At 69.4% G+C, this 22,140-nt stretch carries 18 protein-coding genes and 8 pseudogenes; 12 read left to right on the top strand and 14 right to left on the bottom strand.

What is annotated here, in order from left to right:
- Positions 1-11: 11 nt before the first annotated feature.
- The gene (locus ACFSL4_RS13445) at positions 12-683 is read right to left on the bottom strand and encodes a ScbR family autoregulator-binding transcription factor (protein WP_381082052.1); all 672 of its coding nucleotides are present in this window, start codon (positions 681-683) and stop codon (positions 12-14) included.
- A gap of 103 nt (positions 684-786) precedes the next feature.
- On the opposite strand from ACFSL4_RS13445, the gene ACFSL4_RS13440 reads away from it, so the two are divergent.
- From ACFSL4_RS13440 to ACFSL4_RS13420, 5 genes and pseudogenes are all read left to right on the top strand, one after another.
- Complete coding sequence (locus tag ACFSL4_RS13440; RefSeq protein ID WP_381082050.1) at positions 787-1,827, top strand: ScbA/BarX family gamma-butyrolactone biosynthesis protein; 1,041 nt, start codon at positions 787-789, stop codon at positions 1,825-1,827.
- Positions 1,828-2,045: 218 nt separating this feature from the next.
- On the top strand, positions 2,046-2,798 hold the full coding sequence (locus ACFSL4_RS13435) for an acyl-CoA dehydrogenase family protein (RefSeq protein WP_381082047.1): 753 nt from the start codon (positions 2,046-2,048) through the stop codon (positions 2,796-2,798).
- A 681-nt stretch (positions 2,799-3,479) separates the two neighbouring features.
- Positions 3,480-3,955, top strand: a pseudogene (locus ACFSL4_RS13430) (transposase); the annotation flags it as partial.
- 148 nt (positions 3,956-4,103) lie between these two features.
- Positions 4,104-4,640 carry a hypothetical protein gene (locus ACFSL4_RS13425; protein ID WP_381082045.1) on the top strand — a complete coding sequence of 179 codons (537 nt, stop codon included), beginning with the start codon at positions 4,104-4,106 and terminating at the stop codon, positions 4,638-4,640.
- A 366-nt stretch (positions 4,641-5,006) separates the two neighbouring features.
- Complete coding sequence (locus tag ACFSL4_RS13420; RefSeq protein ID WP_381082042.1) at positions 5,007-5,213, top strand: hypothetical protein; 207 nt, start codon at positions 5,007-5,009, stop codon at positions 5,211-5,213.
- Positions 5,214-5,648: 435 nt separating this feature from the next.
- Here ACFSL4_RS13420 and ACFSL4_RS13415 read toward each other — a convergent pair whose 3' ends face one another.
- Positions 5,649-5,963 (bottom strand): hypothetical protein, encoded by a 315-nt coding sequence (locus tag ACFSL4_RS13415; RefSeq protein WP_381082039.1) that lies wholly within the window; start codon positions 5,961-5,963, stop codon positions 5,649-5,651.
- A gap of 128 nt (positions 5,964-6,091) precedes the next feature.
- On the opposite strand from ACFSL4_RS13415, the pseudogene ACFSL4_RS13410 reads away from it, so the two are divergent.
- Positions 6,092-6,247: pseudogene (locus ACFSL4_RS13410) on the top strand (sensor histidine kinase); the annotation flags it as partial.
- On the opposite strand, the gene ACFSL4_RS13405 reads toward ACFSL4_RS13410, so the two are convergent.
- The 4 genes and pseudogenes from ACFSL4_RS13405 to ACFSL4_RS13390 all read right to left on the bottom strand — a co-directional run.
- Positions 6,222-7,130, bottom strand: a complete 909-nt coding sequence (locus ACFSL4_RS13405; RefSeq protein WP_381082036.1) for a COG4705 family protein — start codon at positions 7,128-7,130, stop codon at positions 6,222-6,224. The pseudogene ACFSL4_RS13410 and the gene ACFSL4_RS13405 overlap by 26 nt on opposite strands.
- 153 nt (positions 7,131-7,283) lie before the next feature.
- The gene (locus tag ACFSL4_RS13400; protein WP_381082033.1) at positions 7,284-7,418 is read right to left on the bottom strand and encodes a hypothetical protein; all 135 of its coding nucleotides are present in this window, start codon (positions 7,416-7,418) and stop codon (positions 7,284-7,286) included.
- Between the two features lie 264 nt (positions 7,419-7,682).
- Positions 7,683-8,198, bottom strand: a pseudogene (locus ACFSL4_RS13395) (AMP-binding protein); the annotation flags it as partial.
- A 70-nt stretch (positions 8,199-8,268) separates the two neighbouring features.
- A pseudogene (locus tag ACFSL4_RS13390) lies at positions 8,269-8,481 on the bottom strand (SDR family NAD(P)-dependent oxidoreductase); the annotation flags it as partial.
- A gap of 139 nt (positions 8,482-8,620) precedes the next feature.
- Between ACFSL4_RS13390 and ACFSL4_RS37625 the strand changes: the two are divergent.
- A pseudogene (locus tag ACFSL4_RS37625) lies at positions 8,621-8,870 on the top strand (IS701 family transposase); the annotation flags it as partial.
- Positions 8,871-9,146: 276 nt separating this feature from the next.
- Here ACFSL4_RS37625 and ACFSL4_RS13385 read toward each other — a convergent pair.
- The 3 genes and pseudogenes from ACFSL4_RS13385 to ACFSL4_RS13375 form a co-directional block, all read right to left on the bottom strand.
- A complete protein-coding gene (locus tag ACFSL4_RS13385; RefSeq protein ID WP_381082031.1) occupies positions 9,147-9,869 on the bottom strand; it encodes a potassium channel family protein in 723 nt (240 codons plus the stop codon).
- A complete protein-coding gene (locus tag ACFSL4_RS13380) occupies positions 9,862-11,274 on the bottom strand; it encodes a TrkH family potassium uptake protein (protein WP_381082028.1) in 1,413 nt (470 codons plus the stop codon). The genes ACFSL4_RS13385 and ACFSL4_RS13380 overlap by 8 nt, the downstream gene beginning before the upstream one ends.
- A gap of 146 nt (positions 11,275-11,420) precedes the next feature.
- Positions 11,421-11,877, bottom strand: a pseudogene (locus ACFSL4_RS13375) (sensor histidine kinase); the annotation flags it as partial.
- Between the two features lie 1,106 nt (positions 11,878-12,983).
- Between ACFSL4_RS13375 and ACFSL4_RS13370 the strand changes: the two are divergent.
- From ACFSL4_RS13370 to ACFSL4_RS13360, 3 genes and pseudogenes are all read left to right on the top strand, one after another.
- Complete coding sequence (locus tag ACFSL4_RS13370; RefSeq protein WP_381082027.1) at positions 12,984-13,415, top strand: NfeD family protein; 432 nt, start codon at positions 12,984-12,986, stop codon at positions 13,413-13,415.
- Between the two features lie 4 nt (positions 13,416-13,419).
- On the top strand, positions 13,420-14,457 hold the full coding sequence (locus tag ACFSL4_RS13365) for an SPFH domain-containing protein (protein ID WP_381082024.1): 1,038 nt from the start codon (positions 13,420-13,422) through the stop codon (positions 14,455-14,457).
- 430 nt (positions 14,458-14,887) lie between these two features.
- Positions 14,888-15,061 (top strand): annotated as a pseudogene (locus ACFSL4_RS13360) (transposase); the annotation flags it as partial.
- 13 nt (positions 15,062-15,074) lie between these two features.
- On the opposite strand, the pseudogene ACFSL4_RS13355 reads toward ACFSL4_RS13360, so the two are convergent.
- From ACFSL4_RS13355 to ACFSL4_RS13345, 3 genes and pseudogenes are all read right to left on the bottom strand, one after another.
- Positions 15,075-15,469: pseudogene (locus ACFSL4_RS13355) on the bottom strand (hypothetical protein); the annotation flags it as partial.
- A 181-nt stretch (positions 15,470-15,650) separates the two neighbouring features.
- On the bottom strand, positions 15,651-16,085 hold the full coding sequence (locus ACFSL4_RS13350; protein WP_381082022.1) for a hypothetical protein: 435 nt from the start codon (positions 16,083-16,085) through the stop codon (positions 15,651-15,653).
- Complete coding sequence (locus ACFSL4_RS13345) at positions 16,082-16,516, bottom strand: MarR family winged helix-turn-helix transcriptional regulator (RefSeq protein WP_381082019.1); 435 nt, start codon at positions 16,514-16,516, stop codon at positions 16,082-16,084. The genes ACFSL4_RS13350 and ACFSL4_RS13345 overlap by 4 nt, the downstream gene beginning before the upstream one ends.
- A gap of 227 nt (positions 16,517-16,743) precedes the next feature.
- On the opposite strand from ACFSL4_RS13345, the gene ACFSL4_RS13340 reads away from it, so the two are divergent.
- Together ACFSL4_RS13340 and ligA are read left to right on the top strand one after the other, a co-directional pair.
- Entirely contained in the window at positions 16,744-17,034 is a 291-nt protein-coding gene (locus ACFSL4_RS13340; protein WP_381082017.1) for a hypothetical protein, read from the top strand.
- A 559-nt stretch (positions 17,035-17,593) separates the two neighbouring features.
- Positions 17,594-19,690 (top strand): NAD-dependent DNA ligase LigA, encoded by a 2,097-nt coding sequence (gene ligA / locus ACFSL4_RS13335; protein ID WP_381082014.1) that lies wholly within the window; start codon positions 17,594-17,596, stop codon positions 19,688-19,690.
- A 121-nt stretch (positions 19,691-19,811) separates the two neighbouring features.
- Here ligA and ACFSL4_RS13330 read toward each other — a convergent pair whose 3' ends face one another.
- A complete protein-coding gene (locus ACFSL4_RS13330; protein ID WP_381082011.1) occupies positions 19,812-20,552 on the bottom strand; it encodes a DUF6193 family natural product biosynthesis protein in 741 nt (246 codons plus the stop codon).
- 562 nt (positions 20,553-21,114) lie between these two features.
- Positions 21,115-22,116 carry an alpha/beta hydrolase gene (locus tag ACFSL4_RS13325; RefSeq protein WP_381082008.1) on the bottom strand — a complete coding sequence of 334 codons (1,002 nt, stop codon included), beginning with the start codon at positions 22,114-22,116 and terminating at the stop codon, positions 21,115-21,117.
- Between the last annotated feature and the right edge of the window lie 24 nt (positions 22,117-22,140).

Below are 22,140 nucleotides of genomic sequence, written 5' to 3'. Positions count from 1 at the left end.
TGCCCGGAGCGTCAACACCGTGGTGGAGCGGACGGACACAGCCCGATGTCCTGCTCGGCCGACGGAATGATCGTCCGCACCAGGTCGGTGGTGCGCTCCACCAGGTCGGCACGGTCGTCGAGCACCCACGAGATGTGCTGGGCACCGAAGAAGGCGGAGACCAGGACGGTGGCGAGTGTGCCGGGCGACGGGAGGCCGTCCCCTGTACCCGCTTCACGATCCCTGGCCAGCCATGAGGTGATCAGCTCGGTGTACGCCTCGTACGGCAGCGGGAGCCGGACTCCGATCAGCTGCCGCTCGAGCTGCAGCCGCGCTCCGGCCTGGATGACCGTCTCGTCCCGGAACGCCGTGGCCGTCCGGAGCAGGAGTTCGGCGACGGAGCCGACCGGTGGGAGGCCCAACGGCTCCACGGCGTCGGCGATCTCGCCGATCCGGCGGTAGAACAGGTCGGTCACCGCCAGCGCGAGGGCGTCCTTGTTGTCGTAGTGGAAGTAGACGGCCCCCTTGGTCATCCCGGCGGCTTCGGCCACGTCCAGGATGGTGACCGCGGGGTAGCCCTTGGCAGCGAACGCCTGGGCGGCGGCCGCGAGTATCCGTTCCCTCGTCCGTACGGCTCGCTCCTGCTTCAGTTCCCTTGTGTGCGCGGCAAGTTGAGGACCGAAGGTTTCACCGGGCGTTCCCATGGCGATCTGTTTACTCTCTATTGAAGAAACCTGCTCGAAGGTATGTTTAATGTCGGAGGGACAGGCACCGTCGGCCTGCCCCGAGTTCTGAGGGGGAGAGACGATGCATCAGTGCCGATCTCGGCGGGAAGTTCCTGACGGTCTGGTCCGTCCGGATCCGGAACTCGACTTCCAGCGGACGGTGTGTCGACGACTGGTCCACCGGGCCGCGGTGGCGGAGGTCTTCATCACGGATTCGGTGGTGCTGGGCGAGGACCACTTCCTGGTCGGCAGCCAGTGGCCGCGCGACCACGCGCTCTACCACCCCGACGCGCACCGGATAAGCGACCCCCTGCTGTTCGCTGAGACGATCAGACAGGCACTCGTCTACCTCGCCCACCGCCACTACGCAGTCCCGCTCACCCACCGCTTCGTGGGCTACGACATGGACTTCGAGATCACCGACCCGGGGGCGCTGTGCGTGGGCGGCCGGCCGGTGCCGGTGGAACTGGAGGCGCACTGGCAGTGGACCGATCGCCGACCGCCCCGCCGTTACGGCGCCCGGCTCGAGGTCGGGCTCTCCGTCGGCGGCCGGAGCTGCGGCCGAGGCAGCCTGCGGATCGTGGCGCTGGACGAACGCAGCTATCGGATCGTCCGCGGGCGCGTCGGCGGAACCGAGTCCGGGGCCGTCGCGTCCGAGGAGCCGCGCCGGCATGTGGAGCCGGAGCTGGTCGGTCGCCTGCGGAACAAGGACAGTGTGCTGGTGCCCGGAGCGTCGGCTGCCGAATGGCTGCTGCGGCCGGACCTCGATCACGCCATTCTGTTCGACCATCCCACCGATCACCTGCCGCTGATGGTGCTGCTCGAGGGTTTCCGTCAGCTGGGGCACCTGATAACCCATCCGGCGACGCCCCGGCCCGGCGACCGCGCGCTCACACTCGTGTCGGCGGCCGTCGACTGTCTGGCTTTCGGGGAACTCGACGTACCGACCCGGCTCGTCGTCCGCGAGGAAGCGACGGCCACGAATGCGCCGGCCGAGCGCCGGCTGCGCCTCGACGCGCTTCAGGGGGACACTCTGGTCGCCAGCTGCGGTTCGGTGTGGGCCCCCGTACGGCTCGCGACGACGGAAGAACGGCTGGTCGGTCTGCCTGTGCCCTCTCTGTAGGGACTGAGGGTCGATGCCGGCGTCTCGCGCGCAAACGTGACAACACCCCATAGCTCGCCCCCTCTTGCTGTCTCGGCATGGCCGAGAGCCGCTTACATACCGTGGAGAAGGAATCTTACTGGAGAGTGGCCGAAAAGCGAAGGGTTCCCACGCGCGGTCGAAGGCGGCTGTGTCCTCCAACGGCACCTCTTCCGCGCGCAGATTGAGCGAAGGACTCCATGACTGATACCGAAAGAGGACGAGTTCGGGCCACGCCCCGCGGGCTGTCCGGGGCACTGCGTCCACCAGCCGTGGGACAGGCGGCCGATGCGGCTCTCCGGGACACCCGCACGGCGCAGCGCGAGCGGCGGTTGACTGCGAACACGGTCGCCGCCCTGGAGGCCGCGGGCTTCGCGCGCCATTTCGTCCCGCGGCGCTGGGGCGGCGAGGAAGGGACATTCAGCGAGGTGTTCCGCGCATCCGTCCGGGTCGGAGAGGGGTGCGCCTCGGCCGCATGGTGTGCCGTCCTGTGGGCGGCACACGGGCGCTTCACGGCGCTGCTGCCCGAGGAGGGGCAGAAGGAGATCTGGGGCGAGGGCCCCGACGCCCGGATCGCGGCCGCCCTCATGCCCGCTTCGGGGAACGCGAGCAGGGTGCCCGAAGGGTGGCGGCTCCAGGGCGAGTGGGATCTGGTCAGCGGCGTCGATCACGCCCACTGGGTTCTGCTGGCCGCACCGGAAACCGATACGCCGGGCCGTCCGGTGCGTGTCTTCGCCGTCCCGGGAAGCCTCGTGAGCGTCCGCGACACCTGGAACGCCACGGGGCTGCGCGCCACCGGCAGCAACAGGGTCGTCCTCGACGCGACCGTGTTGCCCGACGCCCGCAGCGCCCCCCTCGCCACGATGCTCGCCGGCGGCGCCACGGAGGGCCTGCCCCGATGCCACTCGGCGCCCGCGTGGGACGCGATGCGCTGGAGATTGGCCCCCGCGTAGCCATAGCGTGTGAACTCGTGGGCCGACGCGTCCAAGAATCGCTCGTGAGTCCGCGAAGCCCTCTCCCTGTTTGGTCATGATTCCCCTCCGTCGGCACCTGGTCACTCTGAATGACAGTCGCTAACGAATCTTTTCTCGTTGGCGGGCGGCTTACAAGCCCGGGTGCGGATGCGTCGGTGATCTCGTGTCCGTCGGTGTCGCGGAGTTCGCAGAGGGTGCCGTTGCCCAGCAGGCAGCCAGGCGGGTGACCAGGACCGCAGCAAGTGCGCAGAGGGCAAAGTTGTGGTGTCTGCCCTTGTTGACGACGAGGTCGTGGTAGCAGACGCCTCGGCCAGTGATCCAGCCGCGCCGGAAGTACCGGACCCGACGCACCCCGCGCAGCTCCCGAAGCCAAATGTCAGCGCCTCCCCGCACCGTGGTTTTGACGGCACTTCACACAGAAGGGGAGGCAGCGGGTTGGCCGGCATCGTGTGGCATACGAAACTGCGCATCCATCTGGATCTGAGCAAGGACGACCTCGGGCACGAGGAACATTCCGGGCTCCGGGAGATCACGGGATCACCCTGCCTGGCATACCCATCGGGCCGACTACGCGCACCGCAACGACACACACTGGACCCGCAGCGACAACCCGCCCGCCAGCCGCCGGCGAACGGGACGAGCGACAAGCAGTTGATCGCGATGCTCGTGGACCGGGTCCGCACCGAGGGGCTGCAGCTGACCGGCGAGGGCGGGCTGTTGCAGCAGCTGACCAAGCGGGTGCTGGAGTCCGCCCTGGAGGGCGAGATCACCGACCACGTCGGCTACGGCAAGCACGACGCGGCCGGGAAGAACAGCGGTGACAGCCGCAACGGCACCCGGGCGAAGACCGTGCTGACCGATGTCGGCCCGGTCGAGGTACGGGTGCCCCGGGACGCCGCCGGACGTTCGAGCCGAAGTTCGTCAAGAAGCGACAGCGGCGGCTGACCGGGGTGGACGAGATGGTGCTCTCGCTGTCGGCCAAGGGCCTCACACACGGTGAGATCGCCGCCCATCTCGCCGAGGTCTACGGGGTGGAGACGCCCAAGCAGACTATCTCGGACATCACCGACAAGGTGGTGGAGGGCATGGCCCAGTGGGCCAACCGGCCACTCGATCCGGTCCTGTTCGTGGACGCTGAGCCGGCCGCTGCCGGCACGGCATCCGACGCCGCCCTGACTCCCTTCAAGCACAACCGTCATGCTCACCCGCGTGGCGTCGTGTTCCCTGACACCACGCGGGCGAGCATGTGCGGACCCAGTCCTCGCCCCGCACCGGGAGGATGCGATGCCCGGCCGCGCCGACCATGTCCGCCCCGAGGGCTTCACACCAAGGGGAATCTTGCGGCGACAGCCGTTGGAGCAGTGGCTGTTCAGCGGCATCTACGGACTGGTGCTGGCCAGCGCCATGGTGGCCGCGCTGGACGCGACGGGCGAGAAGGCCGTTCCCGGTGCGGACGCGCTGTGGGTACTGATCACCGCGCTGGCGTCCAGTGCCGCACATGGATACGCGCATGTGATCGCCCAGCGTGCGTCCGTCCCCGGGGCAGCCACCACGAGCAGACTGCGGTCGGTGCTCGCCGAGTGGCCACTGGTCGCCGCCGTGCTGCCCACAGTGGGGATACTGCTTGCCGCAGTGGCCGGGTGGTGGGCAGAGGCCACGGCTGTAGACACGGCCCTGCTGCTCAACACCGTCGCCTTGTTCGGCTTGGGCGCCTCGGCCGCCCACACCGCTGGGCAGGGATGGCCGTCCTCGTGCCGGGCAGGGGGCCTCGATATGCTGATCGGCCTGGTAATCATTACGGCGAATGCCCTGATCCATTAGCTTCCGCCGGGTGCCACGTCGGCGAGAAGGGCCGCGACCCCTTGATCCATGACGCCCTTCCTGTCCCGCCGCTGCCGACGTCGACAGCCTGCGTCGCGTCGTCTTCACCTCAGAGTCCGGCCGGTCAGGCTCAGGCGGGGCGGTGGTAGCAGGTGATGGAGACCTAGAGGGTGTTTCGAAGGTCCTGTGCGGTGCCCGCGGTGTCCGGTGCGTGCTCTCGGCGTGCCGGACGAAAGCCCTCGTACTGGACGTACTCGGGGTTTCAGCCGGTGCGGCGAGTGGGAGTGCCCCCTGCTCGAAGAGCCCGGGGGGAGCGTGCCGGGCGCCGTGGGCGCTGTGCGGGACTTTCGAAACACCCCCTAGGGCGTGCCGAAAGTGGATCTTGAACGTGAAATGTTCTTGCTTCGTGGCACGTGGAGATCTGACGGACGCGCAATGGGCGGTGCCGGAACCGCTGTTGCGCAGAAAGAGCCGCCCGGCGGCGTCGGCGTCGAGCCCGACGACCACGGGCTCGGGCGCTCGCGCGGCGGCCTGACCACCAAGCTGCGCCTGGCCGTCGAACAGGGCCGATAGCCCATGTCCATCGTGTTCACGGCCGGCCGGCGCGGCGACTCGCCGCAGTTCGAGCCCGCCCTGAACGAGATCCGCGTCCCGCGCCTTGACCCGGGCAGGCCGCGCACCCGGCCCGATCGCGTGCGCTTCGACAAGGCGTACGCCTCCCGGAAGAACGCGCTCACCTGCGGCGGCGCGGGATCCGCTGCACCGTCCCGGACAAGGCCGGCCAGGCCAGCAACCGCAAGAAACGCGGCTCGGACGGCGGCCGACCACCGAAGTCCGACCCGCAGGGCCATAAGGCTCGGCAGGCTGTCGAGTGGGGTATCAGTCGCCTCAAGCGCCACCGGGCGGTGGCCACGAGGTACGACGAGCTCGTGGTCCGCTACGAGGCGACCGGTCTCGAAGCGGCCATCAACGAGTGGCTGTGACCAGCACGGTCACTCCATGTCCGTCTCAAGACGCCGGGCGGCCTGGCCGCCGGGTGACCCTGCGGATCGCGCCCACGAGCAGCGAGGCAAGATCCAGCGCCAGGATCAGGGCGGCCAGCATCAGGCAGGCACGCGCCGCCATCCAGGACCCGGCGGCGATGGCGCGTGCGTATGAAGCCACCCAGGGCCCTGCACTTCCAACGTCCCAGACAGGCCGCCGCGGGTAGGAGGCGCCGACTGCTTCGCTCAAGAGCCAGCTCGAAACGGCGAGCATCATCAGGCCGAAGGCCGCGATCGCAAGTCTCTTCAAAACCGGGCGTCGCTTCAGTACCTCACCCATGTGTTCCCCCTCTTCGGCGCCCTGGCAACTATACGGACCGACGCGCGCTTGGCTCCCTGCACCGCACCGAAGCGGATTCCAGCTGCGACGTCGAGCGCGACATGCACTGTCGATACACGCCCCAGCCGCCCGGCCGCCGCGCCGACTCCGGCGACGGACACGACGGCGCGGGCATGGGGCTGCCGCCGGCACGGCCCCTGGCCCGCGCCGTCGGTGGTGCGGTGTCCTACCGCCCCGGGCACGCGCCCGGGGCCAGATTCACGGTCGGCCTGCCCGCCGGGTGACCGGAGCCCGCTGCTCCTTCAGCGACCGGTCGGCGGTCCGGCGCTCCTGCACCTGGGCGTAGGCCATCAGCCCGAGCAGGACGGCGAGCAGGGCGGCGGACGAGCCCGCGGTACCGAGATCCAGGCCACCCTTGGCGACCGGCTTGGTGAGGAAGTCCCCGGCGGTTGCGCCCAGCGGGCGGGTGAGGACGAAGGCGATCCAGAACAGCAACACGTTCGGCACCGCCGGCAGCTTCATCAGCACGACAAGCGCGGCCAGCCCACCGGTTACCAGCAGGGCACCGCCGGCGTAACCGAGGCCGGAGCTGTCGGAGAGGAAATCGCCCATCGAGGTACCGAGGGTGTTCGACACGAGGATCGCCGACCAGAACAGGACCTCGCCCCTGAACGTGACGATGTCGCGGATCCGGAACGTCATCCCGCTCAGCTTCCAGGCGAGGAAGATCGCCAGGAGGATCGAGATCAGGATGGCCGCTCCGAGGGGGTAGCCGAGGCCGAGACCCTGCGGGCCCCAGCCCAGTGCTGTGGCACCGTTCGAGAGGTACTCGGCGCTGGCGTCGCGGTTCATGAAGTCGGACATCGTGGTGCCGGCCATGCTGGTCGACAGGATCACGGTCCAGTAGAAGAACGGGTTGTAGCGGCTGGATCTCAGCTGGACCGCCAGCGTCACCACGAAGATCAGGAACAGCGCGGCCGTGGTGAGGAAGTAGCCCAGCTTCAGGGTCTGCGAGAAGAGGTCGCCCGCCGTCTCGCCCAGAGTCGTAGCGGCGATCTTCATGATCCAGAACGCCAGCGTGACCTCGGGCAGCTTCTTCATCACCGACCTGGTCCTGGTCGACGCACTCGCCGCGTCGACGCCGGTGAGGATCTCAAGTTGCTCCAAGACGACCACTCCTGTCCGGTTGAAACGACAGTGCGCCCGCCCCGGAACCGGGACGAGCGCACTGTGAGGTGAGCCGGCCGTCGGCGGCGGCCGAGATCTCCGACCGTGGCAGAGGAACTCCAAGAACATTCTGAACGTAGGCCGAGCAGCAGGTCAGGCCGCGTGTCGGGCGCCCCGCTCAGGCTCGGTGATGTCCTTGCGCGCCACGCCGAGGTACACGACCAATCCCAGGATGACCGTCAGGAACAGCACGCTGGTGATCACGGTGCCCACGCTCGCCTGCGGCATGAACGACAGCACCCGAGCCTGACCACCGGGACGGGACCCGGGCGCGGCGCGGGCCGGCGCGCCGCACCGCGGGGCTTGACTGCCGGCCGGCAGTCAGGCGTAGAAGCGGGAGACGCTCTGCAGGACGCAGGCCGGCTTCGGCGCCCCCTCGGTCTCGATGGTGCCGTCGACGGTGATCTGGACACCGCCGGGGACGTCCTCGGCGGCAGTGAGCCCCGCGTCCAGGCGGATGCGGGAGCCCACCGTGACCGGGGAGGGGAAGCGCACCGCCCCCTTGGGGTGCCCGGTGGTTCCGGAGGTGTACAGGATGATGCCCACCTCGTCGTGGCCGACCGGTTCGTCGACCCGGTCCGCCGACGCCTGACGGAGCAGGTGCTCGTAGTCGGGGCCGACGGCGATGTGGGTGCGTACGTCCGTCAGGCCTCGCATGTCCTCGACGATCCCGCCGTGGGAGGGCGCATGGACGAGGACGTGGGCCCCGCAGTCCTTGAGCTGGTAGGCGATCTCCGGTGCCGCCAGCCGGGTGTTGAGCGGGACGAAGACCGCGCCGAGCGTGCCCGAGGGGAACAGGGTCTCCAGGAAGCTCGGACGGTTGGCGCCCATGTAGGCGACCCGGTCCCCTCGCCGGACGCCGACCGCGCGCAGGGTGTGGGCCAGGCGGGTGGTGCGCTCGTACAGCTCGGCGTAGCTGATGACCTGGTCGCGGTGGACCAGGGCGGTGCGGTGCGGGGTCTTGCGGGCCCGCCGTGCGGGCCAGGATCCCAGTCCCTCGTTGCGCATCGTGGCGCCCCTTCACGAGTTCTGCGGGCGGCGGGGTGCGGGTGCTGGCCGCGGGTGCGGGTGTGGCCGCGGGTGCGGCTGCCCGCGCGCAGGTGAAGGTGCCCCTCAGGTGGACGCCGACGACCGTGTCGAAGTCCTCGTCGGACATCTTCCACAGGACCCGGTCCCGCAGGATGCCGGGGTTGGTCACCATGATGTCGAGCCGGCCGAGGGTCTCCACGGCTCGACCGACCAGCCTGTCGGCGGCCTCGGCAGTGCCGACGGCGACCGCTTCGGCGACGGCCTCGTCTCGCCCTGCATCAGATCAAAGAGGCGTGCACCTTCTACGTCTCACCGGAGTCTGACAGACAGGGGCCTTGCCGCCTCCGGCGCCGGTGATGGACGCGGCGGCCCGATCGGCGGCGGTCTCGTCGGGGCTGAAGATGGCTGTCCGTCGTCCCTACCTGGCCGCGCCGGGACCGCTGGAAGCGTACGCAGCCCAGTTCGATGACCCCTTCGTCAGCCTCGCGCAGCGGCGTGGGTTTCGCGAGCACCTGACCGGACTGCCGACGCCTCAGGATCGGACTTCGTGTCCGCCTGGGGAATGCCAAGCAGGTCGACGATCGGCAGTCTCGGCTGCTGCGCGCACGGACGGCGACCGCTCTGCATGACGGCGGAACCACCGTAATCGACATTCCGCGGACCACAAGGACACCCACGCGATCGTCCTGATGTTCGCCGGAGCGTCGGCCCGATCACTCTCGCCAGCGCCCTCGCGCTTCGGCACCGCGACCGTCAATACACCCTGCCCCGCGGAGCGCCCCGTCGTGGGCTGAACCACCTGCGAAGAACACGCTCGCCGCTTCCCTGCTGACGTCACAGAGCAGCGAGCCCGGTTCGGGGCAGGCCAGAAGGCTCTCCCAACGGGTTCCGTACGGGATCCGCATGCGGCGGTGTCGCCGTCGTAGTTCAGCCGAGTTCGGCGAAGGATTCCACGGCCTGGGTCTTGCCGGTGACGATGATGACGTCGCCCTTGGCTATGACGGTCTCGGCGGTGGCGTGGGTGAAACCCTCGCCGGGCCGTTTGATGCCGACGACGGTGACCCCGTACCTGCTGCGGACCCCGCTCTCGCCCAGCGGAACACCCGTGGCCACCTCCGGAGCGACGGTCTTGACCAGGGCGTAGTCGTCGTCGAACTCGATGAAGTCCATCATCCGCCCGGTGACCAGGTGGGCAACGCGCTCACCCATCTCGTGCTCGGGCAGAACCACGTGGTGGACGCCGAGGCGCTCCAGGATCTGGCCGTGCTGGCGGCTGATGGCCTTGGCCCAGATATTGGGCACCTCGGCCTCCAGCAGGTTGGAGGCGATGAGGATGGACGCCTCTACGTCGGTGCCGATGCCGACGACCGCGCTGGTGAACTCGTGCACACCCAGTTGGCGCAGTGCCTCGGGGTCGGTGCAGTCGGCGACGGCGGCGTGGGTGAGGTCGTCGCTGATCTTCTGGACGAGCTGGGGGTCGCTGTCGACGCCCAGGACGTCCCAGCCGCGGCGCATCAGCTCGTTGGCCAGAGAGCTGCCGAAGCGTCCCAGGCCGATGACGGCGACGCGCTGGTCGCCGTGGGGGCTGGCGTACTGGGCCGCGAGCTGCTTGGTGCGGCGGCGGCGCAGGTTGTGCAGGTAGCTAGCCAATGACGGGTCGCTCCTCGGGTAGCTGGTAGCGGCGGGTGCGCTCGCGCAGCGCGAGCGCCGAGACCAGGGTGACCGGGCCGAGCCGGCCGACGAACATGAGCACGATCACGATCAGCCGGCCGACGGTCGGCAGATCGCCGGTGATGCCGGTGGACAGGCCCACCGTGCCGAAGGCGGACACCGCCTCGAAGAGCACCTGCTCGAAAGGCTTGTCCACCACCACCAGCAGAGCGAGCGTCGCGGTCATCACGAAGCCCATGCCCGCCAGGGCGACGGTCAGCGCCTGGCGCAGCACGTGCGGTGCCAGCTTGCGGCCCATCACACCCGAGTGCGGCTCGCCGCGCACCTCGGCCACCATGGCCGCGCCCAGCACGGCGAACGTGGACACCTTGATACCGCCCGCGGTGCCCGCGCTTCCCCCGCCGACGAACATCAGCATGCATGTCATCAGCAGCGTAGCGTCCGTCATCGCGCCGATGTCGACGCTGTTGAACCCGGCCGTGCGGGACATGGCGGAGTGGAAGAACCCGGCGAGGATCTTCTTGTGCCAGTCAAAGGGGCCGAGCGTGCCGTCGTTGTCCCACTCCAGGGCGCAGGTCAGCACGGTGCCGAGGACGAGCAGCGCGGCGGTGGTGAGCACCGTGAGGCGAAAGTGCAGTGACCAACCGCGCCGACCGGTGACCTTGCGTCGACGGTGGTGACGCAGCAACTCCAGCAGTACGGGGAAGCCGATGCCGCCGAGGATGACCGCGACGGCGACGGGTAGGGTCACCCACGGGTCCTGGGCGTACTTCGTGAGGCTGTCGGCGCGCAGCCCGAAGCCGGCGTTGTTGAACCCGGAGACCGCGTGGAAGAAGCCGAGGTACGTCGCGTCCCAGATGGACTCGCCGTAGCCGAAGCGCAGCCGCAGCGCGAGTACGGCGCCCACGGCCAGCTCCACCGTCAGCGTGCAGCCGGCAACCCCCAGCAGCACCCTGCGGACGTCGCCGATGCCCAGGCTCTTGGTCTCCGCCTGCGCGGTCAGCTGCATCCGCAGCCCCAGCCTGCCGGAGATCAGCAGTCCCAGCAGCGAGGCCATGGTCATGATGCCGAAACCGCCGATCTGGAACAGGGCCATGATCACGCCCTGGCCGAAGCCGCTCCAGTACGCGCCGGTGTCCACCACGACCAAGCCCGTCACGCAGACCGCCGAGGTGGAGGTGAACAGGGCCGTCACCAGATCCGCGGACGAGCCGTCCTCGGTCGCGAGCGGCAGCATCAAAAGACCTGTGCCGAAGAGGATCACCACGCCGAAGCCCGTGACCACGGTGCGCGCGGGGTGCGCCGTGAACAGTGCCCGCCATCCCCGCGCCGCCTTGGAGGGGCGCGTCGCCCTCGTCGGCCGCGCATCCGCACGTCCGGTCACACCTCGGCTCCTTCACCTGTCGTGTTCCGCCAGGACATCGTCAAGGATCCGACAGGTCGCCGCCAAGATCCCGGCGGCACACCCTAACCGAACACACGGCCGGGGCCACCGTCCACCTCCCGCACACATGTGCGGCGGCGCGGCCGTCAGGTCATCGTCGTGGCCGCCACATCGGGGCGGGCCCGCGGCCGACCGGGCGCCGCTTGAAGCGTGAGGACCATGGTGAGCCCCGCCGGGGGTGTCCTCGGCGAAGCCCCGGGCAGCCGCGAGACCGGGCCCGACGCCGGCGCCACGCGGGGCGTCACCGTGGCGCTGGAAAGCTCGAAGATCCGCTCCTTGGCGTCGTCGGGCACGCCCGGGCCGCGGTCTGCGACCCGCAGCTCGACGTGGTTACCGAGCGCACACCGGCAGAAACGTGGACGGGCCGGCCGTCGGAGCTGTGCTTGACGGCATTGGCGGTCTCCTCCGACGGCCTCTGTCGACGGCGACCATGGGCAGTGTCCCGGGGATGTCGAGGCCGACGCTGTCCTCGGGCACGCCCACCAGGGCATCGGAACCACTTCGTCGAGGCCGGTTCTCCCGGATCAGCGGGGTGACCGTGCCCGCCCCCGGCCACGGCACCACCCCCACCGCTTCGGCCGCAGCCCCCGACCAGTGCCGCAGTCGGGCCTGGCGGTGGTTCTCCTGTCGTGCCCTCTCAGGCCGACCCGTCGAAGCGGGACGTCCCACCCAAGGCTGGCAGAGAGGGCGGCGCTTGGCTCGGCCATCGAGACTCCACCGCAGCACCGGGCCAATCAGCCCGCCGAGCCAGAGCACCAGCAGTGCGACTGCCCGGACACGGATGCCCCATGGGCTGATACGGCGCCAGACTCGCTTCAGCCCCGCAACGAGGCGACGGCCAGGGGCAGTGCGAACGCCGACCAGCCGATCAGTCAGAGCCATCGAAACACAGCCAAACCCCCGCAGACGGAAGGCCGACACTGCGGCCGAAGAACGCGAACGACTGCCAACTCCCGTTGCGGCACACGCCGGGAGCGCGTCCTCGCACAGGACCGGGCGGTTCAAGGGCTGCCAGGACTCACTCCTCTGCCCCACTCCTCTACCTCACTCTTCTGCAACTCGACGTCAGCCAGTTACTTCCATCTTTCCGTCGGCCTCTGCGGGTGCCGCGGTGGCGGAGCGCGAGGTGCCGACCCGCTGGGTGATGCCCTTGAGCAACGAAGGCGAGAAGGCGCAGCCCACAGTGCACCGAGGTGGTGCGCAGCGAGGGTGAGGCGCATGCCGTCGAGGTTCTCGGCGACGGCCGACAAGCGGTGACTCTCTGACGGCAGATCAGAAGGACCCGCATGGTGCTCTTCCTCCGGCCATGGACCCCAAGGCCGTATTCCGCTGCGGCGTCCGGCGCTTGGCTGTCGTGAGCACGACCGCGGTCGGGCAAGGCCATCCGCACCGGCCCGGCTGAGGTGCTCTTCGAGCCGGTCTGCCGGGTCCACGCCAGATTGACTCGCTCTGGGGGGAGTAGTGATCTTCCTTGCATGGGTAAAGTAGGGGCAAAGAGTGTGAGTAGCCGTTTGGGGTGCGCTGGGCTGGCACGCTCCGATGGATCGGCAGGGTCTTCTTGCTCACGGGTACTTGCGGTTGTCCCGTGCCGGGATCCACTGATGGGAGTCAAGCCCCTCCGCACCCGCACCGGTCAGAAGAGGCACACAATGGATCTGTGGCTGATCTGGTTGATCATCGCAGCCGTGTTGGCTGTGGCGGAGATCTTCACCCTGACTGCTGCGCTCGCAATGCTGAGTGCTGCCGCGCTGATCACGGCAGGGTCCGCCGCGGTCGGGCTGCCGCTGCCCTTCCAGCTCTTGGTGTTCACCGCCGTGGCTATAGCCACGGTGCTGTTCGTGCGCCCCATTGCGCTGCGCCACCTGCTCCAGCCTCAAGTGCAGCGATTCGGTACAGACGCACTGGTCGGCAGGGCTGCCTATGTCGTCTCGGAGGTGACGGGCCTGGGCGGCAGGATCCGTATCGACGGCGAAGAATGGACGGCCCGCGCCTACGACGAGACGCTCGTGATCCCTGCCGGAAAGACCGTCGACGTCATAGAGATCAACGGAGCCACCGCGATCGTCTACCCCCGGGACTGAAACCATGGAAACCTCGGCGTTCTTGATTGCCGGCCTGATCGTCGCACTGTTCGCGGTTTTCACCATCGTGCGGGCGGTCCGTATCGTCCCCCAGGCACGTGCTCGTAATGTCGAGCGACTCGGCCGCTACCATCGGACCCTGAATCCTGGCCTCAGCCTCGTCATCCCGTACATCGACCGGGTTCATCCGCTGATCGACCTGCGGGAACAGGTCGTCTCCTTCCAGCCGCAGCCGGTCATCACGGAGGACAATCTGGTCGTCGAGATCGACACCGTCCTGTACTTCCAGGTCACCGACCCACGAGCGGCCTTCTACGAGATCGCCAATTTCCTTCAGGCGGTCGAGCAGCTCACCGTCACGACCCTGCGCAATGTCGTGGGCTCCATGGACCTGGAAAGGACCCTCACCTCGCGGGACACCATCAACAGCCAGCTCCGCGGTGTGCTGGACGAAGCCACCGGCAAGTGGGGCTTGAGGGTCAACCGTGTGGAGATCAAGGCCATCGATCCTCCGCAGACCATCAAGGACGCGATGCAGAAGCAGATGCGGGCCGAGCGGGACAAGCGGGCCGCGATTCTCACCGCCGAGGGGCAGCGCCAGTCGCAGATTCTCACCGCCGAGGGCGACAAGCAGGCCGCTGTCCTGCGCGCCGAGGGCAACCGCACCGCTGCGATCCTCCAGGCCGAGGGCCAGTCGCGAGCCATCGACGAGGTGTTCCAGGCCGTACATCGCAACGACCCCGACCCCAAGCTGCTCGCCTGGCAGTACCTCCAGACATTGCCTCAACTCGCGCAGGGCTCGGGAAGTACCTTCTGGGTGATCCCCAGCGAGGTCACCTCGGCACTCCAGGGCGTATCCCGCGCCTTCAGCGAAATGCTGCCCCAGTCGCCGGCCACCCGCGAAAAAACCCCAGACGACACGGCTGCCGGAGCGGCCAGTGACACGGCCCAGGCCGCAGAAGCCGCAGCCGCCGCCCTCGCCGACGCAGCCAGGGCCGATCGTGCCACCCCCGGCTCCCTCCCGTCCGCAGGGCCAGGGTGATCAGCAGCCACCAGGCAGTGAGCGACCGGGCGAGCCGCCACCGGCGTGCACTTCTGCTGTCGCCGGAGGGCTCCGAATATTGTCGCTCCTCGGTGTGCCGGCCGGTCGGCCAGTCGTTCGGCGCCGGTGCACCCGGTGGACCAGGCGAGCGGTGTGCGCCCCCGCGAACAGAGCAGGCCACAGCGGCCGTCCCGGCCTGGCGCCAGCCCGGCAGCACAGTGGCCAGGACCGCGAGGGTTCCGGCGGCCATCGCCTTGCCGCCAGCTGCGAGGGCCCACCCGTGACGGGCGCTGCCGGGGTGCTGGAACTCGCCGATGGTGGTCTTGATGACCAGGGCGGCGGCCGCGATCACAGGGGCCAGCAGCGATGTCCCGGCGCCCCTCAGAGCCGCCCGGCGTTGCAGAAGTCGGTGATCCAGGTGGCGATCTTGATGCGGGCCTCAGCGGCCGCCCGGCTGATCGGCCGCACCGGACGGGCTCACCGCTTTCCCAGCTCGGCGGCGTTCTCGAACTACGTCGGTGCCGTCCCGGTGGAGATCGCCAGCGCGGACGAGGCCCGCCACCGGCTCTCGCGCTACGGCGAGGGCCAGCTCGCCTCCGTCCTCCACACCGTCGCGGGACGCGGACAGTGGCTCGGCCGCCAGGCTCCATCACGGGCGTGTTCTCAACCCAGAGCCCGGCGATGCTCACCGAAACACCGCCGGTGGGTGAGGGGTTCCCGATGTCCCACATCGGCCGCAGAAACCGTGACCGGGGATTGGTGTCTTGCGTCGCGCCTCTGTGGCTGGACGGAGCGTCAGATCCGCCCGGATCATTCCGTTTCGGGTCTCGGAGCATCGCCAGTGGCACCAAGCCGCGCTCCGCTCAAGGCCAAGTTGCTCAGCCGCCTCGGCAAGCTGCTCCCAGAACGTCAGGGGCAGCGGTTGCCCGTCCCCTAACTCCCCCAGCAGGCTCGGAGCGATCTGCCATTCGTCGTGGGCGAGGTAGTCCCAGACGTCTCGCACCGAGACGTCGTAGCTGGACCGTTGATGGAGATCACTCCGCAGTGGTGCAGGAGGCGGTCGAGGATGGCGGTGGCGTGAACCGGGGTGGGACAGGGCCGCGCGGGCCCCGGCCTGACTCACAGCTCGCCTCGTGCGTTCGGTTCTTGGCGTGGCCTTCTCGTGAAGCCGGTTGGCTTCCGTTCTTGGGCCGCTATCGGCTGGGGGCCGTCCAGGGGAACGGGGCGAGGTCGGGCTCGACCCAGCTTGTGCGGGCCTGGGCGCCGGCCAGCGTCGTGGAGCGGTAGAAGCGCGTGAGCAGGCGCTTGTCCAGTAGCGCGGGATGCCGTTCGGCGAAGGTGGCGAAGTCCGGCTGTTCGTGCGCGGCTGCGTGGTGGGCCACCAGCTCCACCCAGGCCCGGCTGACCGTGACGTGGTACTTCTGGGGCGCCCCCGCGTAGCGGGCGGTGCGCTGGATGCCGTCGCTGACCAGGGCGATGGCCGCGGGCATGCCGACGCGGCGCACTGCCAGCCAGGTCAGGTGGACGTGTTCGCGGTGGCCGAAGGTGCTGGCGGATGCCGTTGCCTCGGCCATCAGCTCATCGAAGACACGGGTGCTCTCGGACGCCCCGGGTTCGGTCTTCCTCATAGGGATACCTCGGCCAGGGCGCGCAGGACGGTGTGGAAGTCGGCGACGGCCCCGGTGGGCAGGCCGTCGAGTGCGCGGGCTTCTACGGCGGCCAGGGTCTGTCGGATGGTGTCGGCAGCCGGGCGGCCGGAGGAGGTCAGCTCGATGACCACGACCCGGCGGTCGCCCGGCCGGGTGCCGCGCGTGATGTGGCCACGGCGCTCCAGCCGGTCCAACACGCTGGTCAGCGTGGTCGGTCGGGTGCCGGCTGCGGCGCCGAGCTCGGAGACGGTCCGGCCCTGGCCGTCCGCCAGGATGGCCAGGGCGTTGATCTCGGAAGCGGTCAGATCGAGGTCAACCAGCTCGGCCATGAGGATCTGCAGTGTGGCATGAGTAGCGCGCTGCAGTGCGAGCAGCGCCGAACCGTACGGTGACGCGGAAGATGAAGTCACGATATCGGAATATACGATGTCGTAGTAACTGCTGCAAGCCGACGGCAATCGCTCCCCAACTCGCCAGTGAGTCCCTTGCCGTCGGCATGGGTGACAAGCGGCCCCGCCCGCGCTGGTGCCGCTGCTCTACGTCCGCGGCGGCGCTCCGGTCCCGTGACGGGCGAAAACACGTTGGCCGGCCGACGCCGAGCCGCGACGATGCCCCTGTCTGCCCAGGCGGAAAATCTTTGTTCGTTTTCGTGTGTGCGGGGTGTGGCGCCCATCTGACCGCCCCGCTGTCCGAGGTTGCCCTGCCGGCCCATGCCCATCAGAAGTACGGGAACGGGATTCAGCTCCCCGCGCTCATGGAGCCGGGCACGTTGCGCGACGACCCGCCCCCGCCGCGCCCCCATCACCTGTTCCGGGCCGACTCGGGAACGTTCCAGCACACCCTGGCCCGGCTAGCGGCCGTCCGCAGCCCGTGGCTGCGCGAGATCCTCGAGAACCTCACCCAGCACATGCACACCCGCCTCTTCTAAGAACTGCCCTCCGTGCGAAGGCGTGCTCCACGCGGGCGCGGACTTTGCGGTGGGAGGCGTTGTGTTCCTCCTTCACCGGCACCTCAACAACCGAGATCAGCCGTTGAGTTGGGCCTGGCTCACATTCGGCGGTGACGGAATGTGTCCTGGCGTCGCGCTCGGTGACATCCGGGCCGGCTGTGCTGGTTGCCTCGGCTTTCTGCCCAGGTGGTGCGGGGAAGGACCGGCGCGTTGTCCACGAGGGCGCGGCCCACAGTCGAGGACCCAGCCTCGCATGCGGATCGCTCCTCAGGCTTCCCGCGACCCCATGAGCTGCGTCTTTGCAGAGAGGGCACGGGGCGAGCCGCCGTTACCTTGCGTCACCACCGGATGTGCGGCAGAGCCGAATGTGAGCCAGACCCGCTCACCGTACAGACCCCATGGAGGGTGCCGGCGTGGGAGTGGGACAGGTCGTGATCCGCCCGGCCGGAGCCATGAGAACCATGTCAGTGGCAGAGCCACGACCGCCGGGAGCCGCCTACGAGCATCGTTGTCAGTGGTGGCAGGCAGGATGGCGGGCATGACGACACCCGTTGAGCAGATTGTGGATGCCGCCGCCTACGCGCAGGCCGTCGAGACCTCGGTGAAGGCCGCGGCCGCCTACTACGCGGGCGGTACCTCACCCCTGGATGACGACGCCTACGACCGGCTGATGCGAGGCATCGCGGCCTGGGAGGCCGATCATCCCGACCGGATACTGCCCGGCTCGCCGACCGGGAAGGTCGCCGGCGGTGCCGCCGAGGGCGACATACCCCACACCGTGGCGATGCTGAGTCTCGACAACGTGTTCTCGCCGGAGCAATTCGCCGCCTGGGCGGCCTCCCTGGGCCGCCGGCTCGGCCACGAGGCGGAACGCTTCAGTGTCGAGCCGAAACTCGACGGGCTTGCCGTCGCCGCCCGCTACACCCAGGGTCGGCTGACCCGGCTGGTGACCCGCGGTGATGGGATGGCCGGGGAAGACGTCTCACACGCGATCGGCACCATAGAGGGCCTCCCGGATGAACTGGCCGAACCGGTGACGGTGGAAGTACGCGGCGAGGTACTGATGACCACCGCACAGTTCGAGCATGCCAACGCGGTACGCACCGCGCACGGCGGGCAGCCGTTCGCAAATCCGCGCAACGCCGCAGCGGGCACACTGCGCGCCAAGGACCGTGCCTACACCGTGCCGATGACGTTCTTCGGCTACGGCCTTCTGCCGCTGCCCGACACCGAGACCGGCCTGGCCGCACAGCTCGGCGCCCTCTCCCACAGTGAGCTCATGTCCCTGACCGCCAAGCTCGGCGTGAACACGACCGCCGCCACCGAGGTGCCCGGCATCACCGCAGACACGATCGAGCAGGTCCTGGCCCGTGTGAAGGAGATCGCCTCCTTGCGCGCCGAGTTGCCGTTCGGTATCGACGGCATCGTCATCAAGGCAGACCTGGCCGCCGATCAGCAGGCTGCCGGATCCGGATCGCGGGCCCCGCGCTGGGCGATCGCCTACAAACTGCCCGCTGTCGAGAAGATCACCCGGCTGCTCGAGGTGGAGTGGAACGTGGGCCGAACCGGCATCATCGCGCCACGCGGGGTCCTGGAACCGGTCGAGATCGACGGCTCCACCATCACCTACGCCACCTTGCACAACCCGGCCGACATCACCCGCCGCGACCTGCGCCTTGGCGACCACGTCATGGTCCACCGCGCCGGCGACGTCATCCCGCGCGTCGAAGCCCCTGTCGCCCACCTGCGCACCGGCGCCGAGCAGCCGATCCCGTTCCCCGAGGTGTGCCCGCGGTGCGGGTCCGGCATCGACACCAGCCAGGAACGCTGGCGCTGCGAGCAGGGCCGCAACTGCCATCTGGTCGCCCCCCTCTCCTACGCCGCAGGCCGCGACCAGCTCGACATCGAAGGCCTGGGCGCCACCCGCGTCGTGCAGCTCGTCGAAGCCGGCCTCGTCACCGATCTCGCCGACCTGTTCACCCTCACCCGCGACCAGCTCCTCAGCCTGGAGCGGATGGGTGAGACCAGCACCGACAACCTGCTCGCCGCCCTGGCTGCGGCGAAGACGCAGCCCCTGTCTCGGGTGTTGTGCGCGCTCGGCGTCCGCGGGACGGGCCGCTCCATGTCCCGACGCATCGCCCGCCACTTCGCCACCATGGACAGCATCCGAGCTGCCGACGCCGAGGCTTTGCAGCAGGTGGAAGGCATCGGTGCCGAGAAGGCACCGTCCATCGTCTCCGAACTCGCCGAACTGGGCCCGCTGATCGACAAGCTTGTGGCAGCCGGGGTGAACATGACCGAGCCCGGCGCCACTCCCCCGTCGCGGGCCGCCGCGGACTCCGGCATCGGAGGCGCCACGCCAGGGGCCCCCGCCCCGACCGCCGGTCCGCTCGCCGGGATGAGCGTCGTGGTCACCGGCGCGATGACGGGGCCACTCCAGCAGCTCAGCCGTAACCAGATGAACGAACTCATCGAACGGGCCGGAGGACGCGCCTCCTCCAGCGTGTCCAAGAGGACCGCCCTGGTGGTGGCCGGCGAAAACGCCGGATCCAAGCGTGCCAAAGCCGAGGACCTCGGCATCCGTCTCGCCACACCCGACGAATTCGCCGCCCTCGTCGCCGACTTCCTCAGCTGACACGGCCACGAGCGATACGTGTGCGGCAGCGGGCTGCCTGAACCAGCCTTCACGCGCAACCGGATGCCGAGCCCGTGCGGACGGTGGTCGGCACGGCGACAGGCTCAGGTGCGAGGCAAGGTCATCCGCCGAGCACGATCGGGCCGATGCCGGACGGCAGATGTCGCACGGCCGCTGCAACGGCCTCGTGCGCTGTGGCGAACCGGCCCAGGTCCTGGCCGATGATGCCCCTGCCCACCCCGTACGTGCCGTCGCTGTTCGCGGCCAGACACGGTCCAACAACAGTCAGGCGTGGGCGGGTGCTGGTCGAGAAGCGCAGAGCCCAGTGGCTCGTGAACGGATAAAGAGCGCGCAGGGCCGGCTCGGCGTGCGCCGCCTCGATCAGGGCTTGGTACGCCTCCTGCCAGGCGTGCTCCAGTTCGCCTGCCTCCTGGCGCAGGCTTTGCCACTCGGATTCCGTCAGTCGTGCGGGATCACGGTCGGGGACCTCGAACCGGCCGGTCAGGTGCACGAAGGGCGCCGCCCGGCGGATACCGTCCAGCAACGCCCCGTCATGCCACGCCCGAGCCGCCCTGGCGAGCTCCGCGAGGTCGTCCGTCCTCCCGTCGATCAAGGCCAGGCTCTGGAACGCTTCCTCGCCACGGATCGACCACCGCCGTTCGTGCAGCCACGCGCTGATCCGCAGCGGCTCACGGTGCGGCAGGGTGCTCGTGACGGTCGCGTGGAGCAGCGGATCGGAGTCGGGGGACGTGACGGGCACGGCGCCGAGGCAGGCTTCCGCCTCGGTCCGGAGCGCTGTGGCGAGGCTGCCGCAGGCCGCGACGTCGGAATACAGGAGGGCGGGATCCGGAGAGGTGGGCACGGCTCGTGATTGTGCCCGAGCCACTGATTCCTGGGGTCGGCGGCCTTGATCGATCACGGAAGAGATCGGTTCATCCTCCAGTACCCCGGCAATCGATTTCGTGGTCTCAACGGGCCGGCCGAATGCGGGGGTGCGGAAGGCAGCGGAGCACGCGACCAGCGGACAACGGAGCGCCGGAGTCCGCGGCCGAACTCAGCAGGGTCACGGTCACCAGGGCAACCGAGACACTCGGGCGCACACACCCCCTGGCTCTGTCCGCCCCCATTGCTCACGCGGCCGACCTGAGGGGCGTGAGCGACGGCCGGCACGCTGAGCAAGTGGAGCTGGAGGCCCTGACGGACCTCGATGCGACGCCGGGCACCCGACACGTCCACACCGTCTCGGCCCGCTCCCGCAACCGCCCGTACCGGGACTTCGAATCCTGCGCAGTTTGAGCCGGGGTCGACTCGGTATGAGCGGTGCGAAGCGGGCGCTGGTGCGGGATCTGCTGCCGGTGCCGGCCTGGATGGCGGGCCGGGGCGGGGCGGAAGGCCACCGCCACCGGCAGACGACCGACACGGCGCTACCTCGTCGATGGCGTCAAGTGGCGCGCCGTGCCCGTCGCCTTGTTCGGGGGCAGGAGTCGGGCGAGCCATTCGGTACGGGTTCGGCGGGCTGTGGCCGAGATGTGCGCGTGGGGGTAGAGGGCGTCGAACCCGTGGAAGCCGCCCGCCCAGACGTGGAGTTCGGCCTGGCCGCCGGTCGCCCAGATACGGGTTGCGTAGTCGGTGTCCTCGTCGCGAAAGACTTCGGCGGAGCCGGTGTCGATGTAGGTGGTCGGCAGGCTGGAGAGGTCGTCGGCCAGCGCGGGCGAGATGTACGCGGACACCTCGTCGTCGGTGAGGTCCCCGAGAACGGAGCGCCACCCGAACTCGTTCATCTCGCGTGTCCAGACGCCGGGCCGGCCGGAGTACTGGCGGCTGGAGGTACTGGTGTTGCGGTGGTCGAGCATGGGGCAGATCAGTATCTGCGCGGCGATGGCCGGAGTGCCGAGGTCGCGGGCCAGCAGGGTGACACCGGCTGCGAGGCCGCCGCCCGCGCTGGCGCCGGCGACGACGATCCGGGCGGGGTCGATGCCCAGTTCGTCGGAGTGTTCGGCGATCCAGAGCAGGCCCTGGTAGCAGTCGTCGACGAGGGCGGTGCCGGTGGCCTCGGGTGCGAGCCGGTAGTCCACGGAGGCCACCACCGCGCCGAAGGTGTCGAGCCACTCCAGCGGGATGTCGAGCTGCGAGAAGCGGTCGCCCATGACCATCCCGCCGCCATGCATCCAGTAGATGCAGGGTGCGGCGGTGGTGCGGTCGGTGTTCGCGGGGCTGAAGACCGACAGGGGGATCGGGGCACCGTCCTTGGCGGGCACGGTGATCTCGCGCCGGTCGACCGGCCGGTGTGCGAGCAGGGACTCGACGGGCGGCGAGGGGAGCCGGCGCAGTTGCGCGAGTGTTTCCGGGCTGAGCTGGGACATCAGCGGCATGCCGGCCAGCAGATCACGCAGTTCGGGGTCAAGGGCGGGCCGCGTCATGGTCATGGGCCTTTCGTGGGATGGTGCCGA

Source organism: Streptomyces caeni (assembly GCF_042678285.1).
Lineage (GTDB): Bacteria > Actinomycetota > Actinomycetes > Streptomycetales > Streptomycetaceae > Streptomyces > Streptomyces caeni.
This window is presented reverse-complemented; position numbering and strand designations above follow the sequence as displayed.

Excerpts from the sequence above, each read along its gene's own strand:
- ACFSL4_RS13365 (WP_381082024.1), top strand. The coding sequence starts at position 13,420 with ATGGAAACCTCGGCGTTCTTGATTGCCGGCCTGATCGTCGCACTGTTC.
- ACFSL4_RS13415 (WP_381082039.1), bottom strand. The coding sequence starts at position 5,963 with ATGGGTGAGGTACTGAAGCGACGCCCGGTTTTGAAGAGACTTGCGATC.
- ACFSL4_RS13325 (WP_381082008.1), bottom strand. The coding sequence starts at position 22,116 with ATGACCATGACGCGGCCCGCCCTTGACCCCGAACTGCGTGATCTGCTG.
- ACFSL4_RS13400 (WP_381082033.1), bottom strand. The coding sequence starts at position 7,418 with ATGCCGCAGGCGAGCGTGGGCACCGTGATCACCAGCGTGCTGTTCCTG.
- ACFSL4_RS13445 (WP_381082052.1), bottom strand. The coding sequence starts at position 683 with ATGGGAACGCCCGGTGAAACCTTCGGTCCTCAACTTGCCGCGCACACA.
- ACFSL4_RS13425 (WP_381082045.1), top strand. The coding sequence starts at position 4,104 with ATGCCCGGCCGCGCCGACCATGTCCGCCCCGAGGGCTTCACACCAAGG.
- ACFSL4_RS13350 (WP_381082022.1), bottom strand. The coding sequence starts at position 16,085 with ATGAGGAAGACCGAACCCGGGGCGTCCGAGAGCACCCGTGTCTTCGAT.
- ACFSL4_RS13440 (WP_381082050.1), top strand. The coding sequence starts at position 787 with ATGCATCAGTGCCGATCTCGGCGGGAAGTTCCTGACGGTCTGGTCCGT.
- ligA (WP_381082014.1), top strand. The coding sequence starts at position 17,594 with ATGACGACACCCGTTGAGCAGATTGTGGATGCCGCCGCCTACGCGCAG.
- ACFSL4_RS13435 (WP_381082047.1), top strand. The coding sequence starts at position 2,046 with ATGACTGATACCGAAAGAGGACGAGTTCGGGCCACGCCCCGCGGGCTG.
- ACFSL4_RS13370 (WP_381082027.1), top strand. The coding sequence starts at position 12,984 with ATGGATCTGTGGCTGATCTGGTTGATCATCGCAGCCGTGTTGGCTGTG.